General features: G+C 74.2%; 12 protein-coding genes and 1 pseudogene. 8 read left to right on the top strand and 5 right to left on the bottom strand.

Annotated elements, in window-relative coordinates; translation table 11 throughout:
- Window positions 1-54 precede the first annotated feature (54 nt).
- Window positions 55-1,323, top strand: coding sequence for a serine hydroxymethyltransferase (glyA, locus tag ACF07V_RS02120; protein ID WP_392150973.1), 1,269 nt, complete (start codon window positions 55-57; stop codon window positions 1,321-1,323).
- Here the strand turns inward: glyA and ACF07V_RS02115 are convergent.
- Together ACF07V_RS02115 and ACF07V_RS02110 are read right to left on the bottom strand one after the other, a co-directional pair.
- A complete protein-coding gene (locus ACF07V_RS02115) occupies window positions 1,320-2,531 on the bottom strand; it encodes a hypothetical protein (protein WP_392150972.1) in 1,212 nt (403 codons plus the stop codon). The genes glyA and ACF07V_RS02115 overlap by 4 nt on opposite strands.
- Window positions 2,524-3,129, bottom strand: a complete 606-nt coding sequence (locus tag ACF07V_RS02110) for an RNA polymerase sigma factor (protein ID WP_392150971.1) — start codon at window positions 3,127-3,129, stop codon at window positions 2,524-2,526. Before ACF07V_RS02110 ends, ACF07V_RS02115 begins: the two co-directional genes overlap by 8 nt.
- A gap of 56 nt (window positions 3,130-3,185) precedes the next feature.
- On the opposite strand from ACF07V_RS02110, the gene trpS reads away from it, so the two are divergent.
- Both trpS and ACF07V_RS02100 read left to right on the top strand, forming a co-directional pair.
- The gene (trpS, locus tag ACF07V_RS02105) at window positions 3,186-4,199 is read left to right on the top strand and encodes a tryptophan--tRNA ligase (protein WP_392150970.1); all 1,014 of its coding nucleotides are present in this window, start codon (window positions 3,186-3,188) and stop codon (window positions 4,197-4,199) included.
- 95 nt (window positions 4,200-4,294) lie between these two features.
- Entirely contained in the window at window positions 4,295-4,891 is a 597-nt protein-coding gene (locus tag ACF07V_RS02100) for a 2'-5' RNA ligase family protein (protein WP_392150969.1), read from the top strand.
- Between the two features lie 244 nt (window positions 4,892-5,135).
- Here ACF07V_RS02100 and ACF07V_RS02095 read toward each other — a convergent pair whose 3' ends face one another.
- Window positions 5,136-5,891: a decaprenylphospho-beta-D-erythro-pentofuranosid-2-ulose 2-reductase gene (locus ACF07V_RS02095; protein ID WP_392150968.1), complete on the bottom strand. Its 756-nt coding sequence runs from the start codon at window positions 5,889-5,891 to the stop codon at window positions 5,136-5,138.
- Between the two features lie 17 nt (window positions 5,892-5,908).
- Window positions 5,909-7,285, bottom strand: a complete 1,377-nt coding sequence (locus tag ACF07V_RS02090) for an FAD-binding protein (RefSeq protein WP_392150967.1) — start codon at window positions 7,283-7,285, stop codon at window positions 5,909-5,911.
- Window positions 7,286-7,842: 557 nt separating this feature from the next.
- Between ACF07V_RS02090 and ACF07V_RS02085 the strand changes: the two genes are divergently transcribed.
- From ACF07V_RS02085 to ACF07V_RS02075, 3 genes are all read left to right on the top strand, one after another.
- Window positions 7,843-8,376, top strand: a complete 534-nt coding sequence (locus ACF07V_RS02085) for a phosphatase PAP2 family protein (RefSeq protein WP_392151362.1) — start codon at window positions 7,843-7,845, stop codon at window positions 8,374-8,376.
- Between the two features lie 76 nt (window positions 8,377-8,452).
- Window positions 8,453-9,319, top strand: coding sequence for a decaprenyl-phosphate phosphoribosyltransferase (locus ACF07V_RS02080; RefSeq protein ID WP_392150966.1), 867 nt, complete (start codon window positions 8,453-8,455; stop codon window positions 9,317-9,319).
- A 111-nt stretch (window positions 9,320-9,430) separates the two neighbouring features.
- Entirely contained in the window at window positions 9,431-10,492 is a 1,062-nt protein-coding gene (locus ACF07V_RS02075) for a YhjD/YihY/BrkB family envelope integrity protein (protein ID WP_392151361.1), read from the top strand.
- 340 nt (window positions 10,493-10,832) lie between these two features.
- Here the strand turns inward: ACF07V_RS02075 and ACF07V_RS02070 are convergent.
- Window positions 10,833-11,558: pseudogene (locus tag ACF07V_RS02070) on the bottom strand (D-alanyl-D-alanine carboxypeptidase family protein); the annotation flags it as partial.
- Between the two features lie 238 nt (window positions 11,559-11,796).
- Between ACF07V_RS02070 and ACF07V_RS02065 the strand changes: the two are divergent.
- A complete protein-coding gene (locus ACF07V_RS02065; RefSeq protein ID WP_392150965.1) occupies window positions 11,797-12,042 on the top strand; it encodes an SCO4848 family membrane protein in 246 nt (81 codons plus the stop codon).
- Window positions 12,043-12,060: 18 nt separating this feature from the next.
- Window positions 12,061-13,512 (top strand): metallophosphoesterase, encoded by a 1,452-nt coding sequence (locus tag ACF07V_RS02060; protein WP_392150964.1) that lies wholly within the window; start codon window positions 12,061-12,063, stop codon window positions 13,510-13,512.
- Window positions 13,513-13,524: the final 12 nt, after the last annotated feature.

Raw genomic sequence — 13,524 nt, 5'->3', positions numbered from 1 at the left:
CCGTGCGCACCTCCGCCCCGGGACCGTTCCGCCGAACGCCCGGAGGACACCACCATGACCACCCCGCAGCAGCACCCCGCTCTCGCCGCCGCCGACCCCGAGCTCGCCGCCCTCGTCGGCGCCGAGGAACGGCTCCAGGCCGAGACCCTGCGCCTCATCCCCAGCGAGAACTACGTCTCCGCCGCCGTGCTCGAAGCCTCCGGCACCGTCCTCCAGAACAAGTACAGCGAGGGCTACCCCGGTCGCCGCTACTACGAGGGCCAGCAGAACATCGACCAGGTCGAGACCCTCGCCATCGAGCGCGCCAAGGCCCTCTTCGGCGTCGACCACGCCAACGTCCAGCCCTACTCCGGCTCCCCGGCCAACCTCGCCGTCTACCTCGCCTTCGCGCAGCCCGGCGACACCGTCATGGGCATGGCCCTGCCCATGGGCGGCCACCTCACCCACGGCTGGGGCGTCTCCGCCACCGGCACCTGGTTCCGCGGCGTCCAGTACGGCGTCCGCCAGGACACCGGCCTCATCGACTTCGACCAGGTCCGCGAACTCGCCCTCAAGGAGCGGCCGAAGGTCATCTTCTGCGGCGGCACCGCCCTGCCCCGCACCATCGACTTCGCCGCCTTCGGCGAGATCGCCCGCGAGTCCGGCGCCGTCCTCGTCGCCGACGTCGCCCACATCGCCGGCCTCATCGCGGGCGGTGCCCACCCGTCCCCGGTCGGCCACGTGGACGTCATCTCCACCACCACCCACAAGACCCTCCGCGGCCCCCGCGGCGCCATGCTCATGTCCACCGAGGAGCACGCCAAGGCCCTCGACAAGGCCGTCTTCCCCGGCCTCCAGGGCGGCCCCCACAACCAGACCACCGCCGCCATCGCCGTCGCCCTCCGCGAGGCCTCCCAGCCCTCCTTCCGCGACTACGCCCACGCCGTCGTCGCCAACGCCAAGGCCCTCGCCGAGGCGCTCCTCGCCCGCGGCTTCGACCTGGTCTCCGGCGGCACCGACAACCATCTGATCCTGATCGACCTCACCCCCAAGCAGGTCCCGGGCAAGATCGCCGCGAAGGCCCTCGACCGGGCCGGCATCGTCGTCAACTACAACACCGTCCCCTACGACACGCGGAAGCCCTTCGACCCCTCCGGCATCCGCATCGGCACCCCCTCCCTCACCTCCCGCGGCCTCACCACGGAGCACATGGACCAGGTCGCCGACTGGATCGACCGCGCCGTCACCGCCGCCGGCACCGGCGACGAGGACACCCTCACCGCCGTCCGCGCGGAGGTCGCCGCCCTGATGGCCGCCTTCCCGGCCCCGGGCCTCCCTGTCTAACGACCGGCCCGACCGGGCGCCGTCCCCGCGACGCGCAGGGCCTCCGCCCGGTCCGGTATGCCCTCCAGCCGGAGGATCAGGGCCCCCGCGCTCCCCGTCCACAGGAGCGTGGGGCCCGCCGACCGCACCGCATGGGTCCACACCGAACCGTCCCCCGACTCCAGCGGGAACGTCAGCCGGTGCGGGCGGGCGAACCAGTACGCCGACGTCCCGTCCGGCAGCGTCACCCCCTCCGGCTGCACCGGCACCTGCTTGACGAAGCCAAGCTCGAGCCGGCCCGGGAACTCGTCGAGCCGCACCGTCCGTCCCCCGTTGCGCCAGCACAGGCTGATCACCGCCCGGCCCCGCTCCGCCGCCCCCGTCACCGCGACCGCGTCCGGCGCTCCGAGGGCGCCGGGTATCAGCGGCTCGAAACCCGCCCTGCGCCCGGCCTCCGCCAGGGCCACCGGCTCGGGACACCCCGGCACCGCCCCGCCCGGCGACACCCGCCCGCCCTCGGGGTCGTACCGCACGGAGACCCCGCCGAAGCCGAACCAGTCCGCCACCGCCGCCCGCACGGGAGGTGTCAGCACCAGCACGATCAGCACGCCGGTCAGGCCCGCGACCAGGGCCCGCCACCGCGCCCGCGCCCGGGCCCGCACCCGGCCCCCCGCACGCGCCCACCACGGACGCCGGACCGGCGGCGGCACCCGCTCGGCGAGGAGCTGGGCGAGCACCCGCTCGGCCATCGTCTCGCCGTCCACGTCCGGCACCCGCAACCGCCGCCCCAGCCCCCGCAGCTCGCCCGGCAGCCCCGCCTCACCCGGCCCGTCCGGCACCCGCCCGTCCGGCTCCCGCCCGTCCGGCAGCCGCTCGCCCGGCTCCCGTCCGTTCGGCACCGGCCCGTCCGGCAGCCGCTCGCCCGGCACCCGCCCGTTCGGCACCGGCCCGTCCGGCTCCCGTCCATCCGGCAGCCGCTCGCCCGGCACCCGCCCGTTCGGCACCGGCCCGTCCGGCAGCCGCTCGCCCGGCACCGGCCCGTCCGGCAGCCGCTCGCCCGGCACCGGCCCGTCCGGCAGCCGCTCGCCCGGCACCCGTCCGTCCGGCACCGGCCCGTCCGGCACCGGCCCGTCCGGCACCCGCCCGTCCCGCAGCCGCTCGCCCGGCTCCCGTCCATCCGGCAGCCGCTCGCCCGGCACCTGCCCGTCCGGCACACGCTCCTCACCCACGCCCCTCACCTCCCTCCGATTCCGACTCCGCCGCCACCAGCACCCGCCCCAGCTTTCTCAGCGCCCGGCTCAGACGGGACTTCACCGTGCCCCTCGGCCAGCCCAACGCCAGGGCCGTCTCCGTCTCGTCCAGCTCCAGGAGATACCGGTGGATCACCACTTGCCGCTGCTCCTCCGCGAGGCCGTCCAGGGCCTCCCACAGCCGCCGGCTCCGCTCCCGCTCCTCGGCCGCGACGGCCGGGTCCGCCGACTCCGGTATCCGCGGCTCGCCGCCCAGCAGATCCGCCTCCCGCCCCGCGACGGCACGCTGCCGACCCGCCGAGCGCACTGTGTTCCTGGTCTCATTGACGACGATCCGCAGCAGCCAGGGACGGAACGCCGCACCCTCCTTGAAACTCCCCAGCGACCGGTACGCCTTGAAGAAGGCCTGCTGCACCACGTCCTCGGCCTCCGCGCCGGCGCCGCACGCCACGGCCGCCCTCAGCGCCACCGCCGTGTGTGCGCGGACCAGCTCCGCGTACGCCTCCGGCTCCCCGGCGCGCACACGGGCGATCACCGCGGCCTCGTCCTCGACCAGGCCCCCCTCCCGCGTCCTCACACTCTTGATACACCGGCAGTCGGGGATCGGTTCCCACACCTGAGAGAATGATGTGCATGGCCTCTGACAGTCCCCGTGTGCTCTCCGGAATCCAGCCCACCGCAGGCTCGTTCCACCTCGGCAACTACCTCGGCGCCGTCCGCCAGTGGGTCGCCCTGCAGGAGACCCACGACGCCTTCTACATGGTCGTCGACCTGCACGCGATCACGGTCCCGCAGGACCCCGCCGAGCTGCGCGCCAACACCCGGCTCGCCGTCGCCCAGCTGCTCGCCGCCGGTCTCGACCCCGAGCGCTGCACGCTCTTCGTCCAGAGCCACGTGCCCGAGCACGCCCAGCTCGCCTGGGTCATGAACTGCCTCACCGGCTTCGGCGAGGCGTCCCGCATGACCCAGTTCAAGGACAAGTCCGCGAAGCAGGGCGCCGGCAACGCGAGCGTCGGCCTCTTCACGTACCCGATCCTCCAGGTCGCGGACATCCTGCTCTACCAGGCCCACGAGGTCCCGGTCGGCGAGGACCAGCGCCAGCACATCGAGCTGACCCGCGACCTCGCGGAGCGCTTCAACGGCCGCTTCGGCGAGACGTTCACGATCCCCAAGCCGTACATCCTCAAGGAGACGGGGAAGATCTTCGACCTCCAGGACCCGACGATCAAGATGAGCAAGTCGGCCTCCTCGCCGAAGGGCCTCATCAACCTCCTGGACGACCCGAAGGCCACGGCCAAGAAGGTCAAGAGCGCCGTCACCGACACCGACACGGTGATCCGCTTCGACCCGGAGAACAAGGCCGGCGTCTCCAACCTGCTCAGCATCATGTCCACGCTCACCGGCACCTCCGTCGAGGACCTGGAGAAGAGCTACGAGGGCAAGATGTACGGCGCGCTGAAGACGGATCTCGCCGAGGTCATGGTGGACTTCGTCACGCCGTTCCGGGCCCGCACGCAGGAATACCTGGACGACCCGGAGACGCTGGACTCGGTCCTGGCCAAGGGAGCGGAGAAGGCGCGCGCGATCGCCGCGGAGACGCTGGCGCAGACGTACGAGCGGATCGGCTTCCTGCCCGCCAAGCACTGAGTCCAAGGACCCTGGCCGAAAGGGTGGTGCAGGCCGCACACTGGCGGCTGCACCACCACACAACGACTCGACGACGGACGACGGAGGAGAACGACGTGGGGACCGTAACGCTCGGCGTTTCGATCGCGGTCCCGGAGCCCTACGGCAGCCTGCTCCAGGAGCGGCGCGCCGGCTTCGGGGACCCTGCCGCGTACGGCATCCCCACGCACGTCACCCTGGTCCCGCCGACCGAGGTCCCCGAGGAGCGGCTGCCGGAGATCGAGGCGCACCTCGCGGGTGTCGCCGCCGACCAGCAGCCGTTCCCGGTGCGCCTGGCGGGCACCGGGACCTTCCGCCCGCTCTCCCCGGTCGTCTTCGTGAAGCTGGCGGAGGGCGTGCCCCTCTGCAACGCCCTGCAGCAGCGGATCCGGGACGAGGCCGGCCCCCTTGTGCGCGAGCTGCAGTTCCCGTACCACCCGCACGTCACCGTGGCGCACGGCATCTCCGAGGAGGGGATGGACCGGGCGTTCGAGGAGCTCGCCGGCTACGAGGCGGCCTGGACCTGCCGCTCCTTCGCGCTGTACGAGCAGGGCCCGGACGGGGTCTGGCGGAAGCTGTACGACTACGAGTTCGGCAGCGGCCGCCCGATCGCCGCGGTCCCCGCGCAGGGCGGCAGCCCGGTCGACACACCGGAACCCACGCCCACCGCCTAGCGGAGGTCCGTCACAGCGGCGCGCAGGCCCACCGCCTAGCGGAGTGCGTCACACCGGCGCGCAGGCCCACCGCCCGGCGCGGAGTGCGTCACAGCGGCGCCCACGCCCACCGCCCGGCGCGGAGTGCGTCACAGCGGCGCCCACGCCCACCGCCCGGCGAGGGGTATGTCACAGGGGCACCCGCCCCACCGCCAGGCGAGGGGTCCGTCACAGCGGCGCCCACGCCACCGTCCAGCGGCGTCCGTCACACCGGCAGGCGCCGGAACAGCGGCCTCGGCACGTGCCGTACGGCCGCCATCACCATCCGCAGCGCCCCCGGCACCCACACCGTCTCCGAGCGCCGCCGCAGCCCCAGCTCGATCGCGCCCGCGACCGCCTCCGGGGTCGTCGCGAGCGGCGCCTCCGCCAGCCCCTCCGTCATCTTCGAGCGCACGAACCCGGGCCGTACGACCATGACGTGCACGCCCGTGCCGTGCAGCGCGTCCCCGAGGCCCTGCGCGAACGCGTCGAGCCCCGCCTTCGACGAGCCGTAGATGAAGTTGGCGCGGCGGGCCCGCTCGCCCGCCACCGAGGAGAGCACCACCAGCGAGCCGTGCCCCTGCGCCTGGAGCGCGCCCGCGCACACCAGACCGGCCGAGACGGCGCCCGTGTAGTTGGTCTGCGCGACCCGGACCGCGGCGAGCGGCTCGGACTCGTCGCGGGCCTGGTCGCCGAGGACCCCGAAGGCGAGCAGCACCATGTCGATGTCGCCCTCCGTGAAGATCTTCCCGAGCCGCTCCTCGTGCGACTCCGTGTCGAGCGCGTCGAACGGCACGGTGTGCACGTCCGCCCCGAGCACGCGCAGCGAGTCGGCGGCGGCCGTGAGCGCGGGCGAGGGGCGGCCGGCCAGCCAGACCGTACGGGTGCGGCGCGCGATCAGCCGGCGGGCGGTGGCGAGCCCGATCTCGGAGGTGCCGCCGAGGACGAGCAGGGACTGCGGGGCACCGAAGGCGTCCTTCACGGGAACTCCTTGAGCTTCTAGAGACGGAGACGGCGGGCCAGGTCCGAGGTGAGGACGGACCGGGGGTCGAGCGCGGCGCGCAGCGCCCTGAACTCGTCGAGCCGGGGGTACATCGCGGCGAGCGTCTCCGGCCGGACCCGGGAGTCCTTGGCGAGGTAGACCCGGCCGCCGGCGCCCACGACCTCCTCGTCGAGCGCGTCGAGGAAACGGCCGAGGCCGGGGAGGCCGGTGGGGAGGTCGAGGGCGAGGGTCCAGCCGGGGAGCGGGAAGGAGAGCCAGCCGGGGTCGCCCGCGCCGAACCGTTTCAGGACGGCGAGGAAGGAGGGGCAGCCGCGGTCCGCGATCCGCCGCACGATCCGCCGCAGGGTGTCCTCCTCCCCGTACGGGACGACGAACTGGTACTGGACGAAACCGCCGGGCCCGTAGATCCGGTTCCAGTGCGGGACGCCGTCGAGGGGGTGGAAGAAGGCCGGAAGCGACTGGAGACGGCCGGCCGCGGCGCGGGGCGCCCTGCGGTACCAGAGCTCGTTGAAGAGCCCGACGGACGTGCGGCCGAGGAGTCCGCCGGGGACGTACGGCGGCGGGGCGGGCAGCCGGCCGGGCCGGAAGGCGAGCGGATCGCGGCGGGCCCGGTGGCGGCGGGGGAGCGCGTCGTACGGGGCGTGGTCGCCGCGTGTCAGGACGGCGCGGCCGGTCGCGGCGCCCCGGGCGAGCAGGTCGATCCAGGCGACGGAGTAGCGGTACGCGTGGTCGGTGGCCGTGAGCCGGGCCATCAGCTCGTCGAGGTCGGGGACGCGCTCGGTGTCGACGCGCATGAGGGAGGTCTCGACCGGCAGCAGCCGCAGGGTCGCGGAGAGGATCACGCCGGTCAGACCCATGCCGCCGGTGGTGGCGTCGAAGAGCGGGGTCCCGGGGAGCACGGTCCTGATCTCGCCGTCTCCGGTGAGGAGTTCGAGCGCGGTCACATGGCGGCCGAAGGAACCCGAGACGTGGTGGTTCTTGCCGTGGACGTCGGCGCCGATCGCGCCGCCGACGGTCACGTACCGGGTGCCGGGGGTGACGGGGACGAACCAGCCGAGCGGCAGCAGCGCCTCCATCAGCCGGTGCAGGCTGACGCCGGCCTCGCAGACGACGAGCCCGGCGGTGGTGTCCACGGCGAGGATCCGGTCGAGGCCGGTCATGTCGAGGACGGTGCCGCCGGCGTTCTGCGCGGCGTCGCCGTAGGCGCGGCCGAGGCCCCGGGGGACGGCCCCGCGGGGGCCGCAGGCCCGGAGCGCCTCGGCGACCTCGGCGAGCCCGCGGGGCCGCTGCACGCGCGCGAGGGTGGGGGCGGTGCGGCCCCAGCCGGTGATCGCTTCGCAGTCGTCGTCCAGGACGTGGGTCTCGACAGCCATGAGGGCGACCGTATAGCCGTGGTTATGGCTTATGCCGGTATTGCATGGCGGTTCGTCGAAATGGGTGATTAAAGGAGTGTCAGGAAAGAGACCTCGCGCCCTCGGCCGCGGCCCGCGCGAAAGTCACGTTGACCGACTCGAACGGCGAGGCCCGACAGGGGGCAACACGGATGCGCGACGCACAACGGGCCGAACCCGAGCGGCCGGGCGGTGCCGCACCCTCAGGGCCGGCCGGCCCGGCCGCGACCGGCTCCCCGGGCATGCCGCCGCACGCCGCCACCGGACACCACCCCGCCGCGGCACACCCGGCCACGACCGTGCCGACCGACGAGCCGTGGGACGACGCGGCCGCGCCACCGCACGAGCCGCCCGCTCACGCCTTCGACGTCCCGGTCGCGCCACCGCACGAGCCAGCCGTTCGCGCCTTCGACGTCCCGGTCGCGCCACCGGACGAGCCAGCCGCTCACGCCTTCGACGTCCCGGTCGCGCCACCGGACGAGCCAGCCGCTCACGCCTTCGACGTCCCGGTCGCGCCACCCGAGGAGCCGGGCTGGGTCCTGGCCGAGCGGCGGCTGCTCGCCGCTCTGCGGGGGTGTGGGCATCGGCCCGGGGTGGCCGTCGCCGCCCGAGGCCTCTCCTTCAGCGGCGAGCACGGCGCCCTCTGGCTCGCCGCCGGACTCGCCGCCGCCGCCCTCGACCGCCCGCGCCGCCACGACTGGCTGCGCGGTACCGCCCTCGTCGCCACCGCGCACCTGGCCAGCATGGGCGTCAAGCGGCTCGTACGGCGGCCCCGGCCGGCCCCGGGCGGGTACGAGCCCCTGGTGCGTACGGCCGGCCCGCACTCCTTTCCCAGCTCCCACGCCACCTCCGCCGCCGCCGCGGTCGTCGCCTTCGGCGTGCTCCACCCCACCGCCGGCCGGCTCGCCGCCCCGGTGGCCGGCGCGATGTGCCTCTCCCGCCTGGTCGTCGGCGTCCACTACCCGAGCGACGTCGCCGTCGGCGTCCTGCTCGGCGCCGCCACGGCCGCCGCGGGCCGCCGTCTCCTGGCCCCCGCCACCCCCACGCGCGCGCGTGGGGAGGGTCTCTCGTGACCGAGCGGGCCGGGGCCGCCGTTCTCGACGCCCCTCCACCGTCCACCGCACGCCCGCGCCGGCACGCGGTGGACGGGTGCTCGGTCTTGTCCGGACGGCCCGGCCCCGGCAGTGGGTCAAGAACGTCCTCGTCCTCGCCGCCCCCGCCGCCGCCGGCCGGCTCGGCTCCTGGCAGACCGGCGCCCGACTCGCCCTCGTCTTCGCCCTGTTCACGGCCGCCGCCTCCGCCGTCTACCTCCTCAACGACGCCCGTGACGCCGAGGCCGACCGCGCCCACCCGGCCAAATGCCGTCGCCCCGTGGCCTCGGGCCAGGTGCCCGTCGCCCTCGCCGCGGCCACCGGGACCCTCCTCGGCCTCGGGTCCGCCGTCGCCGCCGCGCTCCTGTGCGGCCCGCTGACGGCCGCCCTGCTCGTCGCGTACCTCGGCATGCAGGTCGCGTACTGCGTCCGCCTCAAACACGTCCTCGTCGTCGACCTCGCCGTCGTCGCCACCGGCTTCCTCATGCGGGCGATGATCGGCGGGGTCGCGCTCGGCATCCCGCTCTCCCGCTGGTTCCTCATCACGACCGGGTTCGGCGCGCTCTTCATGGTCGCCGCCAAGCGGTACTCCGAGGCCGTGCAGATGGAGGGCGCCGACGGCGCCACGCGCGCGCTGCTCACCCGGTACACGACGGGGTACCTCCGGTTCGTCTGGCAGCTGGCGGCCGGCACCGCCGTCCTCGGCTACTGCCTGTGGGCCCTGGAGGCGGGCCCGGTGGAGGCGTCCCTGCCGTGGCGTCAGCTCTCCGTGGGCGCGTTCGTCCTCGGGGTCCTGCGGTACGCCGTCTTCGCCGACCGCGGCGCGGCGGGCGCGCCCGAGGACGTCGTGCTGCGCGACCGGCCGCTCGCCGTCATCGGCCTCGCATGGGCCGTGCTGTACGGGATGTCGGTCGCGGTTCTGTGAGCTCCGGCAGGGGATTCTCGTATCCGGGCGATCCGACCAACCGGGCGATCCGACCATCCGGCCGATCCGACCACCCGGGTGATCCGACGGAGCGAGGAGTGGACGTACGACATGGACTGGCTGAGCAAGCTGCCCGTCATCGGCCCATGGGTGACCCGCCTCATGCGGACCCACGGCTGGCACGCGTACGAGACCCTCGACGAGGCGCACTGGACGCGGCTCGCCGCCGCGATCACCTTCATCTCCTTCATCGCCCTGTTCCCGCTGATCACGGTCGCCGCCGCGGTCGGCGCCGCGCTCCTCACGCCGGATCAGCTCGACCGGATCGAGGAGAAGATCAGCGACCAGGTGCCCGGGATCTCGGACCAGCTCGACATCGGCGGGCTCGTCGCCAACGCCGGGACCGTCGGACTCGTCGCCGGCGCCGTCCTGCTCCTCGCCGGCATCAGCTGGATCGGCTCCATGCGGGAGTGCCTGCGCGCGGTCTGGGGTCTCGACCCGGTCGAGGGCAATCCGATCCTGCTCAAGGGCAAGGACGCGCTGATCCTCGTCGGCCTCGGCGGTGTCGCGCTCGCCTCGCTCGCCGCGTCCTGGCTCGGCTCCACCGCGGTCGGCTGGAGCGCCGACCGCCTCGGCATCTCCGGCGAGGGGGCGGGCGGCTACCTGCTCCAGGGCGCGGCCGTCCTCGTCGCCGTCGTCGCCGACTTCCTGATCCTGCTGTACGTGCTGACGCTGCTGCCGGGCGTCGAACCGCGCCGCCGCGACCTGGTGGTGGCGGCGCTGATGGGCGCGGTCGGCTTCGAGCTGCTGAAACTGCTGCTCGGCGGCTATATGAAGGGGGTCGCGGCGAAGTCGATGTACGGGGCGTTCGGCGTTCCGGTCGCCCTGCTCCTCTGGATCAACTTCACCGCGAAGCTCCTGCTGTTCTGCGCGGCGTGGACGGCTACGGAGTCACGTCGGAAGAGGACGGAGCCGACCCCCGAGGGTCAGGAGTCTCCTGAGGCTCCCCGGACTCCTGGGGCTCCTGAGACTCCTGGGACTCCTGAGACTCCTGGGCGTCCTGGGCGTCCTGGGACTCCTGGGCGTCCTGGGAGTCCTGGGACTGGGAGTCCCGAAAGTCCTCGGAACGCCGGCGGCGCGTCGCCGACGCGGCCCGCGGCCAGCGGCGGTTGACCAGGAAGACGGCCGCGGCCAGCAGGACGAGGACGCCGCCCGCGATGGCCAGCGCGATCCCGATGCCGCCGGACCTGTCGGCGGCCGCCGCGTGGACGGGCTCCTTCGGGGCGTTCTTGCCGGGCGCCGGAGCCGTGCCGTCGTCGGGGGTGGCGGACGCCGTGCGCTCCGAGCGCGGCGGCACGAGCTCCCCGACCGGCGTCACCTTCCCGGCGGCCGCGAAGCCCCAGTCGAGCAGCCGGGCGGCCTCCAGGTAGACCGCGTGCTGCTCCTTCGAGGAGGGGTTCATGACGGTGACGAGCAGGACCTTGCCGTTGCGCTCGGCGACGCCCGTGAAGGTCGCGCCCGCGTGCGTCGTGTTGCCGTTCTTGACGCCGGCGATGCCCTGGTAGGGGGCGACGCCGATGTCGCCCGTGAGGAGCCGGTTGGTGTTCTGGATCTCGAAGGTCTCGCGCTTCTTGCCCGGCTTGGCCTCGCCGGGGAAGGCGGCGCGGGGCGTGGCGGCGTACTCGCGGAAGTCCGGCTTCCGCATGCCGTTGCGGGCGATGAGCGTCAGGTCGTACGCGGAGGAGACCTGGCGCGGGGCGTCGTAGCCGTCCGGGGAGACCACGTAGGTGTCGAGGGCCTGGAGATCGGCCGCGTGGTCGTTCATGTCCGCGACGGTCTGGTTGAGGCCGCCGTTCATGCTGGTCAGCACGTGGACGGCGTCGTTGCCGGAGCGGAGGAAGACCCCGAGCCACAGATCGCGGACGCTGTAGGTCTGCTTCTCCTTGATGCCGACCAGGCTGGAGCCCGCCCCGATGCCGGCCAGGTCCTGGTTGGTGACCAGGTGGTTCTGCGTCCTGTTGGGGAACTTCGGCAGCAGGGTGTCCGCGAAGAGCATCTTCAGCGTGGAGGCCGGGGCGAGCCGCCAGTGCGCGTTGTGCGCGGCGAGGATCTCGCCGCTCTCCGCGTCCGCGACGATCCAGGAACGGCCGGACAGTTCCTTCGGCAGCACCGGGGCACCGGGCAGCAGCTGCACCTGCGTCCCCGGCTTGCCGAGCAGCGCACCGCCGACACCGGACATCACGGCGGGAGGCTTGGGCTGCTTGTCCTTCCCGTCCTTTCCGTCCGCGTGGGCCGCGGGCGCGGCGGTGACGAGCGGCAGGAGCACGGCAGCGGCGACCGCCCAAGCGGTCTTCTTCGAAGCAGACACGGTCGAGAACGTACAGGTACGGCCGACCGAACCGAACCCCGGCAGGCGGTTCGCCCGCCCCCGTCCACCCGGAAGCGGGGGCCGTGAGACGGACGGTGATACTGGGGTCATGAAGCTCAGCCGCCGTGTCTCCTGGTTCCTGCTCGCCTTCGGTGTGTGGTCCTGGTTCATCTGGGTCACCTTCGTCAAGAACCTCTGGAACGACGGGAGCGGCCTCGCCTTCGACGACGCGGGCGACCCGACGGCCTACTTCTGGGTTCATCTGCTGCTTGCCGTCACGTCCTTTGTCCTGGGGACGGTGATCGGCGTGATCGGGTTGCGCGGGGTGCGCGCCGCGCGTCGCGCGGGCGCCTAGAAGAGGGGTTCCGGGGGCGTGGTCGTCTTTCTGCTGGTCCTGGTCGTGGTGCTCGCGCTGCTCGGCGCGGTCCACTGGTACGTGTGGCGGCGGCTGGTGCGCGACGTCACGGCGCCCGGCGGGCTGCCGCGCCGGCTCGGTACGGCCGCCGTCGTGGCCCTGCCGCTGCTCTCGATCGCCGCCCTCGTCTCCTCGCGGGCGGGCGCGCCCTTCCCGGTCCAGCAGGCGGTCGCCTGGCCCGGCTTCCTCTGGCTCGCCGTGCTCCTGTACCTGGTCCTGGCGCTGCTCGTCGGCGAGGCCGTCCGGCCGCTCCTGCGCGCCTGGACGGGGCGTCGTGCGACCGAGGCCGCCCCGGCGGAGCCCGTATCCGTACCCGCGCCCGCCCCCGCGTCCGCGTCCGTGACGCCGCAGGCGGAGCCCGCGCCCGCCCCCGCGTCCGCGTCCGTGACGCCGCAGGCGGAGCCCGAGCCCGCTCCCGCCCCCGCGTCCGTGACGCCGCAGGCGGAGCCCGAGCCCGCTCCCGCCCCCGCGTCCGTGACGCCGCAGGCGGAGCGCGAGCCCGCCCCCGCCCCGGCGTCCGTGACGCCGCGAGCGGAGCAGCCCGAGCCCGAGCCCGTGGAGCCCGCCCCCGAGCCCACCGATCTCTCCCGGCGGCTGTTCGTCTCCCGGGTCGTCGCCGGGTCCGCGGCCGCCGTCGCCGTCGGGACCGTCGGGTACGGCACGTACGGGGTACTGCGCGGGCCGCGGGTCAAGCGGGTCACCGTCCCGCTCGCCAAGATCCCGCGTGCCGCGCACGGTTACCGGATCGCCGTCGTGTCCGACATCCACCTCGGGCCGATCCTGGGCCGCGCCCACACCCAGCGGATCGTGGACTCGATCAACGCGGCCCAGCCCGATCTGATCGCGGTCGTCGGCGATCTCGTCGACGGGACCGTGGAGAACCTCGGCCCGGCCGCCGAGCCGCTCGCCCGGCTCCGTGCCCGCCACGGTTCCTTCTTCGTGACCGGCAACCACGAGTACTTCTCGGGGGCCGACGCCTGGGTCGACCACGTCCGTGAACTCGGCCTGCACCCGCTGCGCAACGCGCGCGTGGAGATCCCGGCCGGCTTCGACCTCGCCGGCGTCGACGACGTGGCGGGGGAGAGCGAGGGCCAGGGCCCCGACTTCGCGCGGGCCCTCGGCGACCGCGACCGGGCCCGGGCCGCGGTGCTCCTCGCGCACCAGCCGGTCGTCGTCCACGACGCCGTACGCCACGGCGTGGACCTGCAGCTCTCCGGCCACACCCACGGCGGCCAGCTGTGGCCCGGCAACTACCTCGCCGAACTGGCCAACCCGACCGTCGCCGGGCTGGAGCGGTACGGGGACACCCAGCTGTACGTCTCCCGGGGCGCGGGCGCCTGGGGGCCTCCGGTGCGGGTCGGGGCGCCGTCCGACATCACGATCGTCGAACTCGCCTCGAAGCAGGCCTGATCGGGACTTGTC

Origin of the sequence: Streptomyces sp. NPDC015661, assembly GCF_043077765.1 — a bacterium.
Classification (GTDB): domain Bacteria; phylum Actinomycetota; class Actinomycetes; order Streptomycetales; family Streptomycetaceae; genus Streptomyces.
The sequence above is the reverse complement of the archived record's forward strand: the minus strand, read 5'-3'. Positions and strand labels throughout refer to the sequence as shown.